The following is a 12,610-nucleotide window of genomic DNA, read 5'->3' as shown; positions in this document are numbered from 1 at the left end:
CCGTCAACGTGACGGCGCCCACAGAGTTGCCCTGCCAAGCCCGGATAGGCTTCCTTCGAAAAGCGAAGGAGAAAGAACGTGATCGGCAAGACATATCTGGCAGCGACGCTGGCCGCATTCGTCTGTGCACCTGCGTTGGCCGACGATCTCACACCGAAGATCGCCGCTCACCTCGTTCCGCCGAATGCGGAGATTCAGATCTCCTGGACCAGCTCCGCGTCCGACCCGCAGGGTCGGCCGATCGAGGTGGCCTGCGGCGAGGTCACGGTTCGCAATCCCAGAGGCTTTGATACCGTGACGTTTGCCTATGTCATCGGCGAGCCGGAGCCTCAGGCGATCCGCGCCGTGATGCGGTACTGCCGGCCGTTGATGCGCCTGGCGCGGACGGGAAGGGACAGTCGTCCCTTCCCGGATTTTCGATCTTCCAACTATTTTCCGGAGCCCGCGCCACCGCCGGCCTGGCTGCCCATGTTGTTGGTGTTGCTGCCACCGGCCGAAGGTGGCTGCGTGCCCTTGCTGTCGGCGGCCTCGTTCTGCATGTTTGACGAGCGGCCGGTCGTCATTCCCTTGGTCGCGGGGCCTCGCGATGAGGGGCCGACATCGCCCTGGCCAGAGGCGCCCGGAGCAGGCTGTGACTGTGCGAAGGCGCCACCGGTCGTCAATGCCAGGATGCAGGCCGATGCCAAGATGATCTTCTTCATCAGAATCTCCCTGGGTTTGTCGTTGGACAACCTGTAGGGGCAAACGACGTTCCTCGGCGGCGGCCGGCCAGTGTCGCATCGCATCAAGGGAGCGCTGGGTCGAACGTTGGGGTTCCCTGTGCTTGCTCCCGAGGGTAGTGAAGAGCCGGCCGATATCCGGTGTGGAGACGACGCATATGAGGAAGCTTGCCGCCATTGCAGCGGTTCTGGTCTGGTCGACATGCGCATTCGCGCAGGATCGCGCCATCACTGTGGCCTCGACGACGTCGACGGAACAGTCGGGCCTGTTTGGCTATCTGCTGCCGCTGTTCTCGAAGGCCGAGGGTATCGAGGTGAAGGTCGTTGCCGTCGGCACCGGTCAGGCGCTGGATATCGGACGGCGCGGCGATGCGGACGTGGTGTTCGTCCACGACAGGGCGGCCGAAGACAAGTTCATGTCCGAAGGGCAGGGCGTGAAGCGCTTCGACGTCATGTACAACGATTTCATCATCGTCGGCCCCAAGAGCGACCCCGCGAAGATCGCAGGCGGCAAGGACGTCGCGGATGTGCTGCGCAAGATTGCCGCGGCGAAGGCTCCATTCATCTCGCGCGGCGACAAGTCCGGCACGCATGCGGCGGAGCTGAGGCTGTGGAAGGACGCGGGCGTCGATATCGCTGCCGGCAAGGACAGCTGGTATCGCGAGATCGGCCAGGGCATGGGGCCGGCGCTGAACATGGCTTCGTCGGCGAATGCTTATCTGTTGTCGGATCGCGGCACCTGGCTGTCGTTCAAGAACCGCGGCGAGCTCGCCATCCTGACCGAGGGCGACAAGCGGCTGTTCAACCAGTATGGCGTCATGCTGGTGAATCCCGACAAGCATTCGAACGTCAAGGCGAAAGACGGGCAGGCCTTCATCGACTGGCTGATCTCGCCGAAGGGGCAGGATGCGATCGCCGGCTACAAGGTCGGCGGCGAGCAGCTATTTTTCCCCAACGCGTCCCACTAGCAGGAACGCGACGGTCGACACGAAGACGCTGAGCGCGAGCAGGATCAGCCCGAGCCCCAGCGCCAGCGGCAGGTCGCCCTTGCTTGTCTCCAGCGCGATGGCGGTCGTCATCGTGCGCGTGAAGCCGCGGATGTTGCCGCCGACGATGATGATGGCGCCGACCTCGGCGATCGCGCGCCCAAAGGCCGCGAGAAAGGCCGTCAGCAGTGAGGTCTGTCCCAGCGCGAACAGGAGCGCCATGCTGCGCAGTGCCGACAATCCGTCGATCCGCGCGAGGTCGCCATACTCTGCCCAGAGCAGGCTCGCCGGCCGGTGCACCAGCGCCACCACAATGGGCGTCGCGAGCAGCGTTTGCGCGATCACCATGGCGGTCGGCGTGAACAACAGGCCGGCCGCCCCGAGCGGGCCGGATCGCGACAGCAGAATATAGAGCGCGAGTCCGACCACGACAGGCGGCAGTCCGAGCAGCGCATTGGTCAGTACGATGATGACCTGTCGGCCCCGGAAACGTGTGATCGCAAGCAGTGCCCCGATCGGCGCACCGATCAGCAGGGCGATGATGCTGGCGGTCAGGCTGACGCGGACCGACAGCCCGACGATGCCGAGCAGTTCGGCGTCGGCGTCGCCGATCAGCGCGAAGGCGGCGGCGATGGATCGCGCGAAGTCGTTCATCCGGCCGCGCGCTGTTGCGACGGCAAGGGATCCAGCGCCGAAATCCTCATCGCGTCCATTCGTAAGTCCCGGGCACGGCAGCATCTCGGCTGCCTCTCAAGGGCCTTTGCGCAGTCTCGCCGCGGCGAGCCGGCAACGGGCCTTTCGCCGACTAGATCACGATTCACCGCGGAATTTCCAGAAGGATCCAGCGCCTCTGCACAAGGGCGCCGCCGGACTGCTCGCCTTGGAGGTCGAGAGCGGTCCGGCGGCAGGGCTTCGGATTCTCCAGCCTCAGCGCTTGACGCAGGCCGATGCCGAGACCGCAGGGGAAACCGTCAGGCTCTGCTGCCAGTAGCGTTCGATCTGGTCGACCAAGGCGGTCGGCAGCGGAACGTAGTTGAGCCTCTCGGCCTGGGTTCTTCCACGCTCCAGCGACCACCGCACGAAGTCGATGGCGGCGGCCGATCGTTCCGGAGATTTCGGCGCCTTCGGCATCAGCACGAAGGTCGTCGCCGTGATCGGGTAGGCGTCCTCGCCGGGCGCGTTGGTGAGTACGAGATGGAAATCCTTCTCCGCCTTCCAGTCGGCGCTCGAGGCCGCCGCCTGGATCAGGCCGACGCCGATGCTCGAGCCGACGGCTTGATAGCTGACGACGTTTCCGGTCTTGGCCTTGTACGCGTCGATCCATTTCGTCATCACGGGCGAAACGAAGGTTGATCCGGCTCCCTTGGTCTCGGCGGCGAGGCATTGCGCGGCGACGAGCAGAGCGGTGAGGATGATTGGCAGCTTGATGTGTTTGGTCATGTGCGCGAGGCTAACAGCCCGGGCACAGTCGCGATGTGGTCTATGTCACTAAATTGTCGTGTGACTTTTGTGTGCGGTCGCTTGCGACAAAGCTCATTGCTGCTGCACGCGGCGCTGATGCGCATAGCGCGGATTGAGCCCGCAATGCGCCCGCGTACCCGAGGCCGATGCCCGGCACTGGTCGTGGGTCGCGAAGCTGCAATTGCCGGGATAGCCCCAATGATGCCCCTGCAGGCAATAGCGCCCGGCATGCGCGGGGCTCGCTTCGGCGAAACAGAAGATGAGGAAGAGAACGCCGATCAGGTAACGGGACATGAAAGCCTCCAGGTCGCTCTGGGCTGAGACCGGCGTGTTGCGACGACCAGTTTCGGCTTGCAGAGTCGCATTGAAGCCCGCAATCCGGCCTGTCTCAGCGCACAGCGTTCGCGCGGTGCTCCATCAACCGATTGATCTGGATCAAGGAATCCGGGCCCGCGACGTTCCCGCGGTCGCGATCTTCATGCTAGGCTCGTTACGCAAACGTCTAGACTTGAAGACAACAATGAAGGCCGGCGCGCCGCCAAAGGCTGCGCAGAAGAGCCGCAAAGAGAGGAAAACATGCCGGGTGCAGCCCTTCCCACCGCTCCCTCCATTCCGTCCGCACCCGTCACACCTGCCATTCTCGACCGCTTGCGGGCCATCGTGGGTGACAAGGGTCTGATCCTGGACGAGCACGACAAACGGCCGTTCGTGACCGATTGGCGCGGCGAGCTGGCGGGGCAGGCCGCGGCGGTCGTGCGTCCGGCGAGCACTGCGGAAGTCTCCGCCGTCGTCAAGCTCTGCTACGACAACGGCATTGCCATCGTGCCGCAGGGCGGCAACACCGGCCTGATGGGTGGGGCCACGCCGTGGCCTGCGCACAGCGGCATTGTGTTGTCGCTCGGTCGCATGAACCATGTGCTGCATGTTGATGCGGTCGGCTACGCCATGACCGTGGAGGCGGGCTGCATCCTCCAGACGCTCCAGGAAACGGCCGCGCGTCATGACCGCCTCTTTCCGCTCAGCCTTGGTGCGCAGGGCTCCTGCATGATCGGAGGCAATCTGTCCACCAATGCCGGCGGCGTGCAGGTGCTGCGTTATGGCAACGCGCGAAATCTGGTGCTGGGTCTCGAGGTGGTGCTGGCCAACGGTGAAGTCTGGAATGGGCTGCGCGCGCTCAAGAAGGACAACACCGGCTATGACCTCAAGCACCTGTTCATGGGTGCCGAAGGCACGCTCGGCATCATCACCAAGGCGGTGCTGAAGCTCTGGCCCACGCCGAAGGATGTGTGCACGGCGTGGCTCGCGATCAGCGATCCCATGGCAGCCATCGAGCTCCTGTCGGAGGCGCATGCAGCGTCCGACGGCAATGTCGGTTCCTGCGAGCTGATGAGCCGCGCCTGCACCGACATGGTGCTGCGCCATATTCCCGGGATCCAGGATCCTCTCAAGGCAGAGACCGAATGGTATCTCCTGCTCGAATGGTCGTCGGCACGGCCGCGACCGGACGGCGGCACGGGCATGTCGGAGAAGATGGAGCAGTTCCTGGCCGACCAGCTCGAGGCGGGCCGGGTGCTGGATGCGGTGATCGCGCAAACCGAAGCGCAGTCGCGCAACATGTGGCGCATTCGCGAGAGCGTGGCCGAGGCTTCACGCGCCGAAGGGCCGGGCCTGAGCTATGACGTGTCGGTCGCGATCTCCAGAATCCCTGAGTTCATCGACCAGGGGCTCAAGGCCGTTCTCGACATCCTGCCGACGATCCGTCCCTATCCACTCGGTCACATCGGCGACGGCAATGTGCACTTCTCGTTCATGGGTCCGAAGGGCATGGATCGCGCCACGCTCGGCCAGTATTCCGCGGCGATCACGCGAGCCGTCAACGACCTCATCACCGCCATGGACGGCTCGATCTCGGCCGAGCACGGCATCGGCATCGAGAAGCTCGACGAGCTCTCGCATTACCGCTCCAGGACCGAGCTCGACATCATGCGGACGATCAAGCGGGCGCTCGACCCGAAGAACATCATGAATCCGGGCAAGGTGCTCCGGCTTCCCTGAAACGTGGCCTCAGCTGATCAGGCCGGGTCCCCGCGGCCTCGGTCCGTCGGGCGGGAAACGGCACAAAATCCGGGCAAAAACCGGCCGCGGAAGCGCCAAGTCATGGCCTTTCGCCGCCGACGGGCGGCTTTATTCCCGCCATGGATGCTTTAAGGAAGGGGCAGGATCAGGTCGCACCCGCCCGTGGGCGGTGCTAGACCCTGATGCAGGACCAATGGGCGGGGCCGCGACCGGCACGCCCGCAAGGATGAAGGATAAGAGGCAATGATCCAGACCGTTGGCATCATCGGGGCAGGGACCATGGGGAACGGCATCGCGCAGATCTGCGCGGCGGCCGGGCTTTCGGTCGTGATGGTCGACATTTCCGATGCGGCGGTGAGCCGCGGTATTTCGACCGTCGGCGGCAGCCTCGAGCGCCTGGTCAAGAAGGAGAAGATGTCGGCGGCGGATCGCGAGGCGACGCTCAAGCGCATCACCGGCACCACCGATCGCGCCAAGCTCTCCGACTGCGACCTCGTCATCGAGGCCGCTACCGAGAACGAGGAGCTCAAGGTCAAGATCCTGAAGGACCTCTGCGCCACGCTGTCGCCGCGCACGCTGGTTGCGACCAACACCTCGTCGATCTCGATCACCAAGCTTGCCGCCGCGACCGATCGCCCCGACCGTTTCATCGGCATGCACTTCTTCAACCCGGTTCCGGTGATGGCTCTGCTGGAGCTCATCCGCGGCCTGCAGACCTCGGACGATACCCACGCCAAGGCGCTCGATTTCGCCCAGCGCGTCGGCAAAGTGGCGATCACCGCCAAGAACAGCCCGGGCTTCGCCGTCAACCGCATCCTGTGCCCGATGATCAACGAGGCGATCTTCGCGCTCCAGGAGGGCATCGCGACGGCGGAAGAGATCGACGCCGGCATGAAGCTCGGTTGCAACCATCCGATCGGGCCGCTGGCGCTGGCCGATCTCGTCGGCCTCGACACCATGCTGTCGGTAATGGAGGTCTTTTATAAGGGCTTCAACGACCCCAAATATCGTCCGGCCCCCTTGCTCAAGGAAATGGTCGATGCCGGCCATCTCGGCCGCAAGACCGGGCAGGGCTTTTATACCTACGGCGCCTGATCAGCTCATCTGATCATCTTGGTGCCGGCGGCGGGCTCCAAACGCCCGCCGTTCGACCCCGCAATTTGCGCTGCGACAAAGACGCCGCGCGCAATGGGCCCGACAATGTCGAACGGGCGGCTCCCGGGAACAACGAAACGGAAAACGAAGGACATGTCGGATCGACTGAAGGCCGAGCGGGAAGCTGCGGCCGTGCGGCGGAACCTGCTGACCCAGGATGCGATCGAGCGCACGGGGATCAACGAAGAGATGATCGGGGAACTCGTGACCCGCTTCTACGGACGCGTGCGCGAGGATGCGCTGCTGGGGCCGGTGTTCGCGGTCGTGCAGAATTGGGACGAGCATCTCGACAAGCTCAAGGATTTCTGGTCGTCGGTCGTGCTCATGAGCGGCCGCTATCACGGCTCGCCGATGCGGGCGCATATGCCGCTGAGCTTGGTCGGCGATCATTTCGATCGTTGGCTCGACCTGTTCGAACAGACCGCGCGCGAGATCTGTCCGCCTGCGGCGGCCGCGCTCTTCATCGACAAGGCCCGGCGCATCGCCGACAGTTTTGAAATGGCATCGGCGACCATCGCAGGCCGCATCGCTTCGCCGCGTCACGTGCTCAGGTCCTGACTACGGCGAAGCTGCCTGCAGAACGTGCAGTTGAATCACTTCGAGGTTGCAGCGAGCTGTTAACAACGCGCTGCACCAATTCCAAGATCATCGGTCTGATCTGCAAAATCATCATGCCGCTCGCATGGTGCGACGTAGAACTCGCGAAAACGCGTTTGGTCGCATTCATTCTCGCTCAATCAAAGCGAGCAAAGACATATTGATGCACTGCGGCGCCAATTCTTCGCCTTGTTTTCGGCAGAGTTCCAGCGCCTGCTAGCGGGCATGGCGCGCGCATCAATCAACAACACTTCATCATCATCCGAGAGCATCGCGGAACCCGAAGTCGACGCGGGCATGGAGCAGACGCGGCGAACGCTGCTGCTCGGTGCGCTTGTCACCACCGCCTGTCTCGGTTGTTCCGCGCAAGTGCATGCAGGCGAGGATCCGCCCGGTTCGGACGAGCGGCCGCAGAAAGGCGACCAACTCGTTTTCTCCGAGGGCGAACAGGAAGGAAAGCTCATCACCGCGGCCGATCTGCAAGCCGGCGGCCCGCCGGTGCATGCCTGGCCGAAGGATCCCAAGACGTCGGTCGTGCGCAGTGCATCGCGCCTCAATGAGATCCTCATCATCCGGCTCGATCCGGCCGAGCTCGACGAACAGACCAAGGCGCGCGCCGTCGACGGCATCCTCGCTTATTCGGCGATCTGTTCGCATGCCGGCTGTCCCGTCACTGCCTGGGTGAAGAGCGATGTCGGCGACAAGGACGTGTTCAAGTGCATGTGCCACAATTCCGAATACGATCCTCGCGCGGGCGCGCAGGTTGTGTTCGGGCCGGCGCCGCGACGGCTCGCGGCGCTGCCGCTGTCGCTTGCTGACGGGTCGCTCAGCGTCGCCGGCAACTTCTTGGGAAAGGTAGGTGGCGCGCAGCCAGGATGATGGACGGTGCGGGGTATGCCCGCGTCACGAGAAGCCGCATCCGCCGAGGGGCGGACGGCGGGACGAACGACAAGAATTCAAAACAAGAATTCACACGGATGAAAAAGGGGAACGTCCATGAAAGCGTCCAAGAAAACGTCGATGACCAGGAAGCAATGGTATCTGTCCGGCTTCGTCGCCTTCACGTGTCTTGCCTCGACCGCCGCAATCGCCGGCCCGATCGAGAGTTACGCACCAGTCACCCAGCAGCGCCTGGAAAATCCGGAACCGAGCAATTGGATGCTCTACAGGCGCACCTATGACGGGCAGGGCTACAGCCCGCTCGACCAGATCAACACATCGAACGTGAAGAGCCTCACGCCGGTCTGGACCTTCGCCACCGGCGTCGTCGAAGGCCACGAGGCGCCGCCGATCGTCAACAACGGCGTGATGTTCGTGGCGACCCCGATGGGGCAGGTGATCGCGATCAATGCGAAAACCGGCGATGAGTACTGGCGTTACAAGCGGCAGCTTCCGGATGATCTGTTCCAGCTGCATCCGACCAGCCGCGGCGTCGGCCTCTGGGAGGACAAGCTCTATCTCGCCACCACCGATGACCACGTCGTCGCGCTCGACGCCAAGACCGGCAAGGTGGTCTGGGACACCAAGGTGCAGGACTACAAGAAGGGCCAGTACATGACCCTGATGCCGCTGATCGTCGACGGCAAGGTCATTGTCGGCGGCTCCGGCGGCGAGTTCGGCGTCCGCGGCTATGTCGCCGCCTATGACGCCAACGACGGCAAGGAGTTGTGGCGGACCTTCACCATCCCCGGCGAAGGCGAGCCCGGCCATGACACCTGGCAGGGCGACGACTGGAAGAACGGTGGCGGCTCGGCCTGGATGACCGGCAATTACGACAAGGACACCAAGACGATCTATTGGGGTGTCGGCAACGCCGCGCCGTGGCCCGGCGAAATGCATCCCGGCGACAACCTCTACACCTCGTCGGTGCTGGCGCTCGATCCGAGCAACGGCAAGATCAAGACCTATCACCAGTACCATCAGAACGATTCCTGGGATTGGGATGAGGTCGAAGCGCCGATTCTGGTCGACCTGCAGCGCGACGGCCGCAACATCAAGAGCCTGATCCATCCAGGCCGCGACGCGATCTTCTGGGTGCTCGAGCGCACCCCGTCCAAGATCAACTACGTTGCAGGCTGGCCGTTCGTCGCAACCGACGTGTGGAAGGGCATCGATGAGAGCGGCAAGCCGATCGTCGATCCCGCACACAAGCCGGTTGTCGGCAAGCGCGTCGAGTTCTGCCCGTCGCTGTGGGGCGGCAAGGACTGGCCGTCGGCGGCCTACAGCCAGAAGACCGGCCTCGTCTACGTGCCTGCCAACGAGAATTTCTGCGGCGGGTTCACCGGCGAGAAGCTTCCCCTCAAGCCGGGTGAACTCTGGCTCGGCACCAAGCCTGAGGACATCGGCCTGAAGGCGAAGCCCGGCGCCGATCATTTCGGCGAGCTGCAGGCCTGGGATCCCGCCACCGGCAAGAAGGTGTGGCAGCACAACTTCCCGAAATCGCAGCTGTTCGGTTCGGTAACGGCGACCGCGGGCGATCTCGTCTTCGCCGGCGGCACCAACGACCGCAACTTCCGCGCCTTCAACGCCAAGACGGGCGAGCTGTTGTGGGAGCAGAAGACCAATTCCGGCATCATGGGCATGCCGGTGTCCTATGAGATCGACGGCACGCAATACATCGCGATCCAGTCGGGATGGGGCGTGGACGCGCAGCGCATCCAGGACGCGCTCGCCACCAACAATATCGGCATCGAGTCCAATGTGCCGCAAGGCGGCGTGATCTGGGTGTTCGCGCTGAAGAAATAAGCTCCGCGGGCGGATCGAAAGTAGCGGAGCGTCGGGGGCAAATGCGGCGGACGGCAACGTCCGCCGCATTTTGCGTTCTTCCCTTCTCCCTTGTGGGAGAAGGTGGCGCGCGCACGCGCGCCGGACGAGAGGTCTCTCTCCGCCGAGACGGCCCCCTCACCCAAGCGAGATTGTCGCAATCAGCGTCGCTGCCCTTTCCCGCAAGGGGAGAGGGCGCATCCATGCGCAGCCGTCAGGTAACTACTTCCCCTGCCTGTCCACCTTGTCCTTTTCCTTCTGGTTCATCTCCTGAACCTTGGGATCGCTATTGCTCTGTCCGGTGGTCTGGGTGGTCGAGGTGGGCGGCGCGGTGGCGTTGGGAAGCGAGTTCTGATCCGGCGGGGTGGGGCGCGTTGCCGTGGTCGGCGGCGCGGCGGTGCTCTGGGCGAACGCAGCCGCGGCGGCTAAGAAAAAGGCGCCCGACAGCAACGAGACTGCGAGCGCCCTTGAAATTTTGGTCATCGATCTGCTCCTGTCAGATCGATGGAAACGGCGTGAGGCCGCCTCGTGTTCCTTCTTCTACGCCTCCAATTGCTTGCCGAGCGGCAGATTTCGGATGCGCTTTCCGGTCGCCGCGAAGATCGCATTCATCAGTGCCGGCGCGAAGGGAGGAACGCCGGGCTCGCCGACGCCGCTCGGCGGCGTGTCGGATCCGGGCGGAACGATATAGACGTTCGTCACCAGCGGAGACTCGTCCATCCTGATGACCTGGAAGTCGTCAAAGTTCTTCTGCTCCACCTTGCCGTCCTTGAAGGTGATCTCGCCATATTTGGCGAGGCTCAGGCCCATGATCGCCGCGCCCTCGATCTGCGAGGCGATGCGCTCGGGGTTGACATAGGTGCCACAGTCGATCGCGGTGTCGACCCGCGGTACCGTCAGCTTGCCCTTGTCGTCGACGGCGACCTCGACGATCGTTGCGATGTAGCTGACGAAGCTGCGGTGCACGGCGATGCCGAGGCCGTGGCCTTTGGGTACCTGGCGGCCCCACTCGCCCTTCTCGGCGACCAGTTCGACCACCTTGCGCAGGCGCGCGGTGTCGATCGGGTAGCTGTCCTGTGGCTCGCCGTAGTTCCACATGTCCTTCACGGCCGGCTTGACGATGCGCGGGCTGCCGATCAGCGCGAGCAGCGTCTCCTTCTGGTCGCGGCCGGTCGCAGCGGCGATCTCGCCGACCATCGACTGCACCGCGAACGCACGCGGGATGTTCGAGACCGAGCGGAACCAGCCGATGCGGGTGAAGGCCGCGGCTTCCGGATTTTCGCAGGAGATGTTGGCGATTTCGAACGGCATGTCGACGAGGCCCATGCCGAGTTCGAAGGGCGCTGCGTGCTTTGCACCGGCTGCGAATGTCGAGGCAATGGTCGGTGCCACGCTGCGGTGGCGCCAGGCGATCACCTTGCCGCTCTTGTCGAGCCCCGCTTCGATGCGCTCGACCGAGACGGTGTGCAGGAAGTCGTGATGGACGTCGTCCTCACGCGTCCACTGCACCTTCACGGGCGCGCCGAGCTCCTTCGAGAGCAGCGCGGCCTCGAGCGCGAAGTCGCATTTCGACTTACGGCCGAAACCGCCGCCGAGCAGCGTCACATTGACGGTGACGTTGCCCTCGGGAATGCCGAGCGTCTTGGCGACGTCCTCTCGGGTGCCGCCGGGGCTCTGCACCGGCGCCCAGATCTCCGCCTTGTCGCCCTTGACGTCGGCAACCGCGACCGGCGGCTCCATGCTGGCATGGGCGAGGTGGGGCAGGTAATATTCGCCGACGATGACCTTGTCGGCGCTCTTGAGCGCGGCGTCGGCGTCGCCTTCCTGGCGCACGACGAGGCCCGGCTTGCGCGCGGCGTCCTCGAGCTCCTTGCGATAGGCAACCGAGTCGTATTTGCCGTTGGCGCCGTCGTCCCAGGTCAGCTTCAGCGCGTCGCGGCCCTTGATCGCAGCGCCGGTGTTGCGCGCGATCACGGCCACGCCGCCGAGTGGCTGGAATTTCGAGGGCCACGGCCAGCCTTGGACCTTCATCACCTTCTCGACGCCGGGAATTTTCAGCGCCGCGTCCGGATCGAAATTGACCAGCGTGCCGCCGGTCACGGGCGGGCGCGCGATCACGGCATACTTCATGCCGGGCAGTCGCACGTCGGCGCCGTAGCTTGCCTTACCGGTCGTGATGTCATGGAGATCGACGATGCCGATCTGGCCCTTGCCGAGATAGCGGAAGTCTTTCGGGTCCTTCAGCTTGAGGCCTTCGATAGCAGGCACCGATTCCTTGGCGGCATCGGCGGCGAGCTCGCCGAAGCCGAGCTTGCGACCGCTGGCGCTGTGGACGACCTCGTGGTTGACGGCCTTCACCTCGGTCGCGGGCACGCCCCAGCGCTTGGCCGCGGCCTGCTCCAGCATGGTGCGGGCCGAGGCGCCGATCTGGCGCATCGGGATCAGATAATGCCGCGTGCTGCGCGAGCCGTCGGTGTCCTGGTTGCCGAACTTGACCTCGTCGCCATGGGCCTGCTGCACCTTCACGCGTGACCAGTCGGCTTCCATCTCCTCGGCCACGATCAGCGGCAGGCTGGTGCGTACGCCGGTGCCCATCTCGGAGCGGTGGGCGAGAATGGTGACGGTGCCGTCGGGAGCGACCGCGACGAACACGCGCGGATCGACCACGACGCCATGCGGCATCTTGCCGGCGCCGGTCTCATAGGCAAAAGCCTGGCGCGACATCACGGGGGCGGCAAGCACGAAGCCGCCGGTGACGCCGAGACCCTTCAGGATGCTGCGGCGCGAGATCTTCTCGACACGGACGTTCTTTTCGAAGCCACGAAGCTTGCCGGGATTGTCGATGAAATTCAT

Annotated in this window: 12 protein-coding genes; 7 read left to right on the top strand and 5 right to left on the bottom strand. The window is 64.3% G+C overall.

Going from position 1 to position 12,610, the window contains the following annotated elements; genetic code table 11:
- Positions 1–78 precede the first annotated feature (78 nt).
- Both RAD16_RS12230 and RAD16_RS12225 read left to right on the top strand, forming a co-directional pair.
- Entirely contained in the window at positions 79–738 is a 660-nt protein-coding gene (locus RAD16_RS12230; RefSeq protein WP_458158114.1) for a hypothetical protein, read from the top strand.
- Positions 739–877: 139 nt separating this feature from the next.
- A complete protein-coding gene (locus tag RAD16_RS12225) occupies positions 878–1,687 on the top strand; it encodes a substrate-binding domain-containing protein (protein ID WP_458158113.1) in 810 nt (269 codons plus the stop codon).
- On the opposite strand, the gene RAD16_RS12220 is transcribed toward RAD16_RS12225, so the two are convergent.
- The 3 genes from RAD16_RS12220 to RAD16_RS12210 all read right to left on the bottom strand — a co-directional run bounded on the left by RAD16_RS12220 (position 1,661) and on the right by RAD16_RS12210 (position 3,460).
- Positions 1,661–2,359, bottom strand: a complete 699-nt coding sequence (locus RAD16_RS12220) for an ABC transporter permease (RefSeq protein WP_458158112.1) — start codon at positions 2,357–2,359, stop codon at positions 1,661–1,663. The two genes, RAD16_RS12225 and RAD16_RS12220, sit on opposite strands and share 27 nt — an antisense overlap.
- Before the next feature lie 273 nt (positions 2,360–2,632).
- Positions 2,633–3,145, bottom strand: a complete 513-nt coding sequence (locus RAD16_RS12215; protein ID WP_458158111.1) for a hypothetical protein — start codon at positions 3,143–3,145, stop codon at positions 2,633–2,635.
- Positions 3,146–3,238: 93 nt separating this feature from the next.
- Positions 3,239–3,460, bottom strand: coding sequence for a DUF3551 domain-containing protein (locus RAD16_RS12210; protein ID WP_458158110.1), 222 nt, complete (start codon positions 3,458–3,460; stop codon positions 3,239–3,241).
- A 282-nt stretch (positions 3,461–3,742) separates the two neighbouring features.
- On the opposite strand from RAD16_RS12210, the gene RAD16_RS12205 reads away from it, so the two are divergent.
- From RAD16_RS12205 to RAD16_RS12185, 5 genes are all read left to right on the top strand, one after another.
- Positions 3,743–5,221 carry an FAD-binding oxidoreductase gene (locus tag RAD16_RS12205; protein WP_458158109.1) on the top strand — a complete coding sequence of 493 codons (1,479 nt, stop codon included), beginning with the start codon at positions 3,743–3,745 and terminating at the stop codon, positions 5,219–5,221.
- Positions 5,222–5,485: 264 nt separating this feature from the next.
- Positions 5,486–6,337 (top strand): 3-hydroxybutyryl-CoA dehydrogenase, encoded by an 852-nt coding sequence (locus RAD16_RS12200; protein WP_458158108.1) that lies wholly within the window; start codon positions 5,486–5,488, stop codon positions 6,335–6,337.
- A gap of 153 nt (positions 6,338–6,490) precedes the next feature.
- Entirely contained in the window at positions 6,491–6,955 is a 465-nt protein-coding gene (locus RAD16_RS12195) for a group III truncated hemoglobin (protein WP_458158107.1), read from the top strand.
- 264 nt (positions 6,956–7,219) lie between these two features.
- The gene (locus RAD16_RS12190) at positions 7,220–7,873 is read left to right on the top strand and encodes a QcrA and Rieske domain-containing protein (RefSeq protein ID WP_458158106.1); all 654 of its coding nucleotides are present in this window, start codon (positions 7,220–7,222) and stop codon (positions 7,871–7,873) included.
- 141 nt (positions 7,874–8,014) lie between these two features.
- The gene (locus RAD16_RS12185; RefSeq protein ID WP_458158105.1) at positions 8,015–9,739 is read left to right on the top strand and encodes a methanol/ethanol family PQQ-dependent dehydrogenase; all 1,725 of its coding nucleotides are present in this window, start codon (positions 8,015–8,017) and stop codon (positions 9,737–9,739) included.
- A 240-nt stretch (positions 9,740–9,979) separates the two neighbouring features.
- Here the strand turns inward: RAD16_RS12185 and RAD16_RS12180 are convergent, their stop codons facing one another.
- Both RAD16_RS12180 and RAD16_RS12175 read right to left on the bottom strand, forming a co-directional pair.
- Positions 9,980–10,240 carry a hypothetical protein gene (locus RAD16_RS12180; protein WP_458158104.1) on the bottom strand — a complete coding sequence of 87 codons (261 nt, stop codon included), beginning with the start codon at positions 10,238–10,240 and terminating at the stop codon, positions 9,980–9,982.
- Positions 10,241–10,297: 57 nt separating this feature from the next.
- Complete coding sequence (locus RAD16_RS12175) at positions 10,298–12,610, bottom strand: molybdopterin cofactor-binding domain-containing protein (protein ID WP_458158103.1); 2,313 nt, start codon at positions 12,608–12,610, stop codon at positions 10,298–10,300.

Source organism: Bradyrhizobium sp. 18BD (assembly GCF_054185225.1).
The sequence above is the reverse complement of the archived record's forward strand: the minus strand, read 5'-3'. Positions and strand labels throughout refer to the sequence as shown.

Bases quoted from the DNA above. Each gene is read 5' to 3' on its own strand.
- RAD16_RS12225 (WP_458158113.1), top strand. From the start codon at position 878: ATGAGGAAGCTTGCCGCCATTGCAGCGGTTCTGGTCTGGTCGACATGC.
- RAD16_RS12220 (WP_458158112.1), bottom strand. From the start codon at position 2,359: ATGAACGACTTCGCGCGATCCATCGCCGCCGCCTTCGCGCTGATCGGC.
- RAD16_RS12215 (WP_458158111.1), bottom strand. From the start codon at position 3,145: ATGACCAAACACATCAAGCTGCCAATCATCCTCACCGCTCTGCTCGTC.
- RAD16_RS12210 (WP_458158110.1), bottom strand. From the start codon at position 3,460: ATGTCCCGTTACCTGATCGGCGTTCTCTTCCTCATCTTCTGTTTCGCC.
- RAD16_RS12205 (WP_458158109.1), top strand. From the start codon at position 3,743: ATGCCGGGTGCAGCCCTTCCCACCGCTCCCTCCATTCCGTCCGCACCC.
- RAD16_RS12200 (WP_458158108.1), top strand. From the start codon at position 5,486: ATGATCCAGACCGTTGGCATCATCGGGGCAGGGACCATGGGGAACGGC.
- RAD16_RS12195 (WP_458158107.1), top strand. From the start codon at position 6,491: ATGTCGGATCGACTGAAGGCCGAGCGGGAAGCTGCGGCCGTGCGGCGG.
- RAD16_RS12190 (WP_458158106.1), top strand. From the start codon at position 7,220: ATGGCGCGCGCATCAATCAACAACACTTCATCATCATCCGAGAGCATC.
- RAD16_RS12185 (WP_458158105.1), top strand. From the start codon at position 8,015: ATGACCAGGAAGCAATGGTATCTGTCCGGCTTCGTCGCCTTCACGTGT.
- RAD16_RS12180 (WP_458158104.1), bottom strand. From the start codon at position 10,240: ATGACCAAAATTTCAAGGGCGCTCGCAGTCTCGTTGCTGTCGGGCGCC.
- RAD16_RS12175 (WP_458158103.1), bottom strand. From the start codon at position 12,610: ATGAATTTCATCGACAATCCCGGCAAGCTTCGTGGCTTCGAAAAGAAC.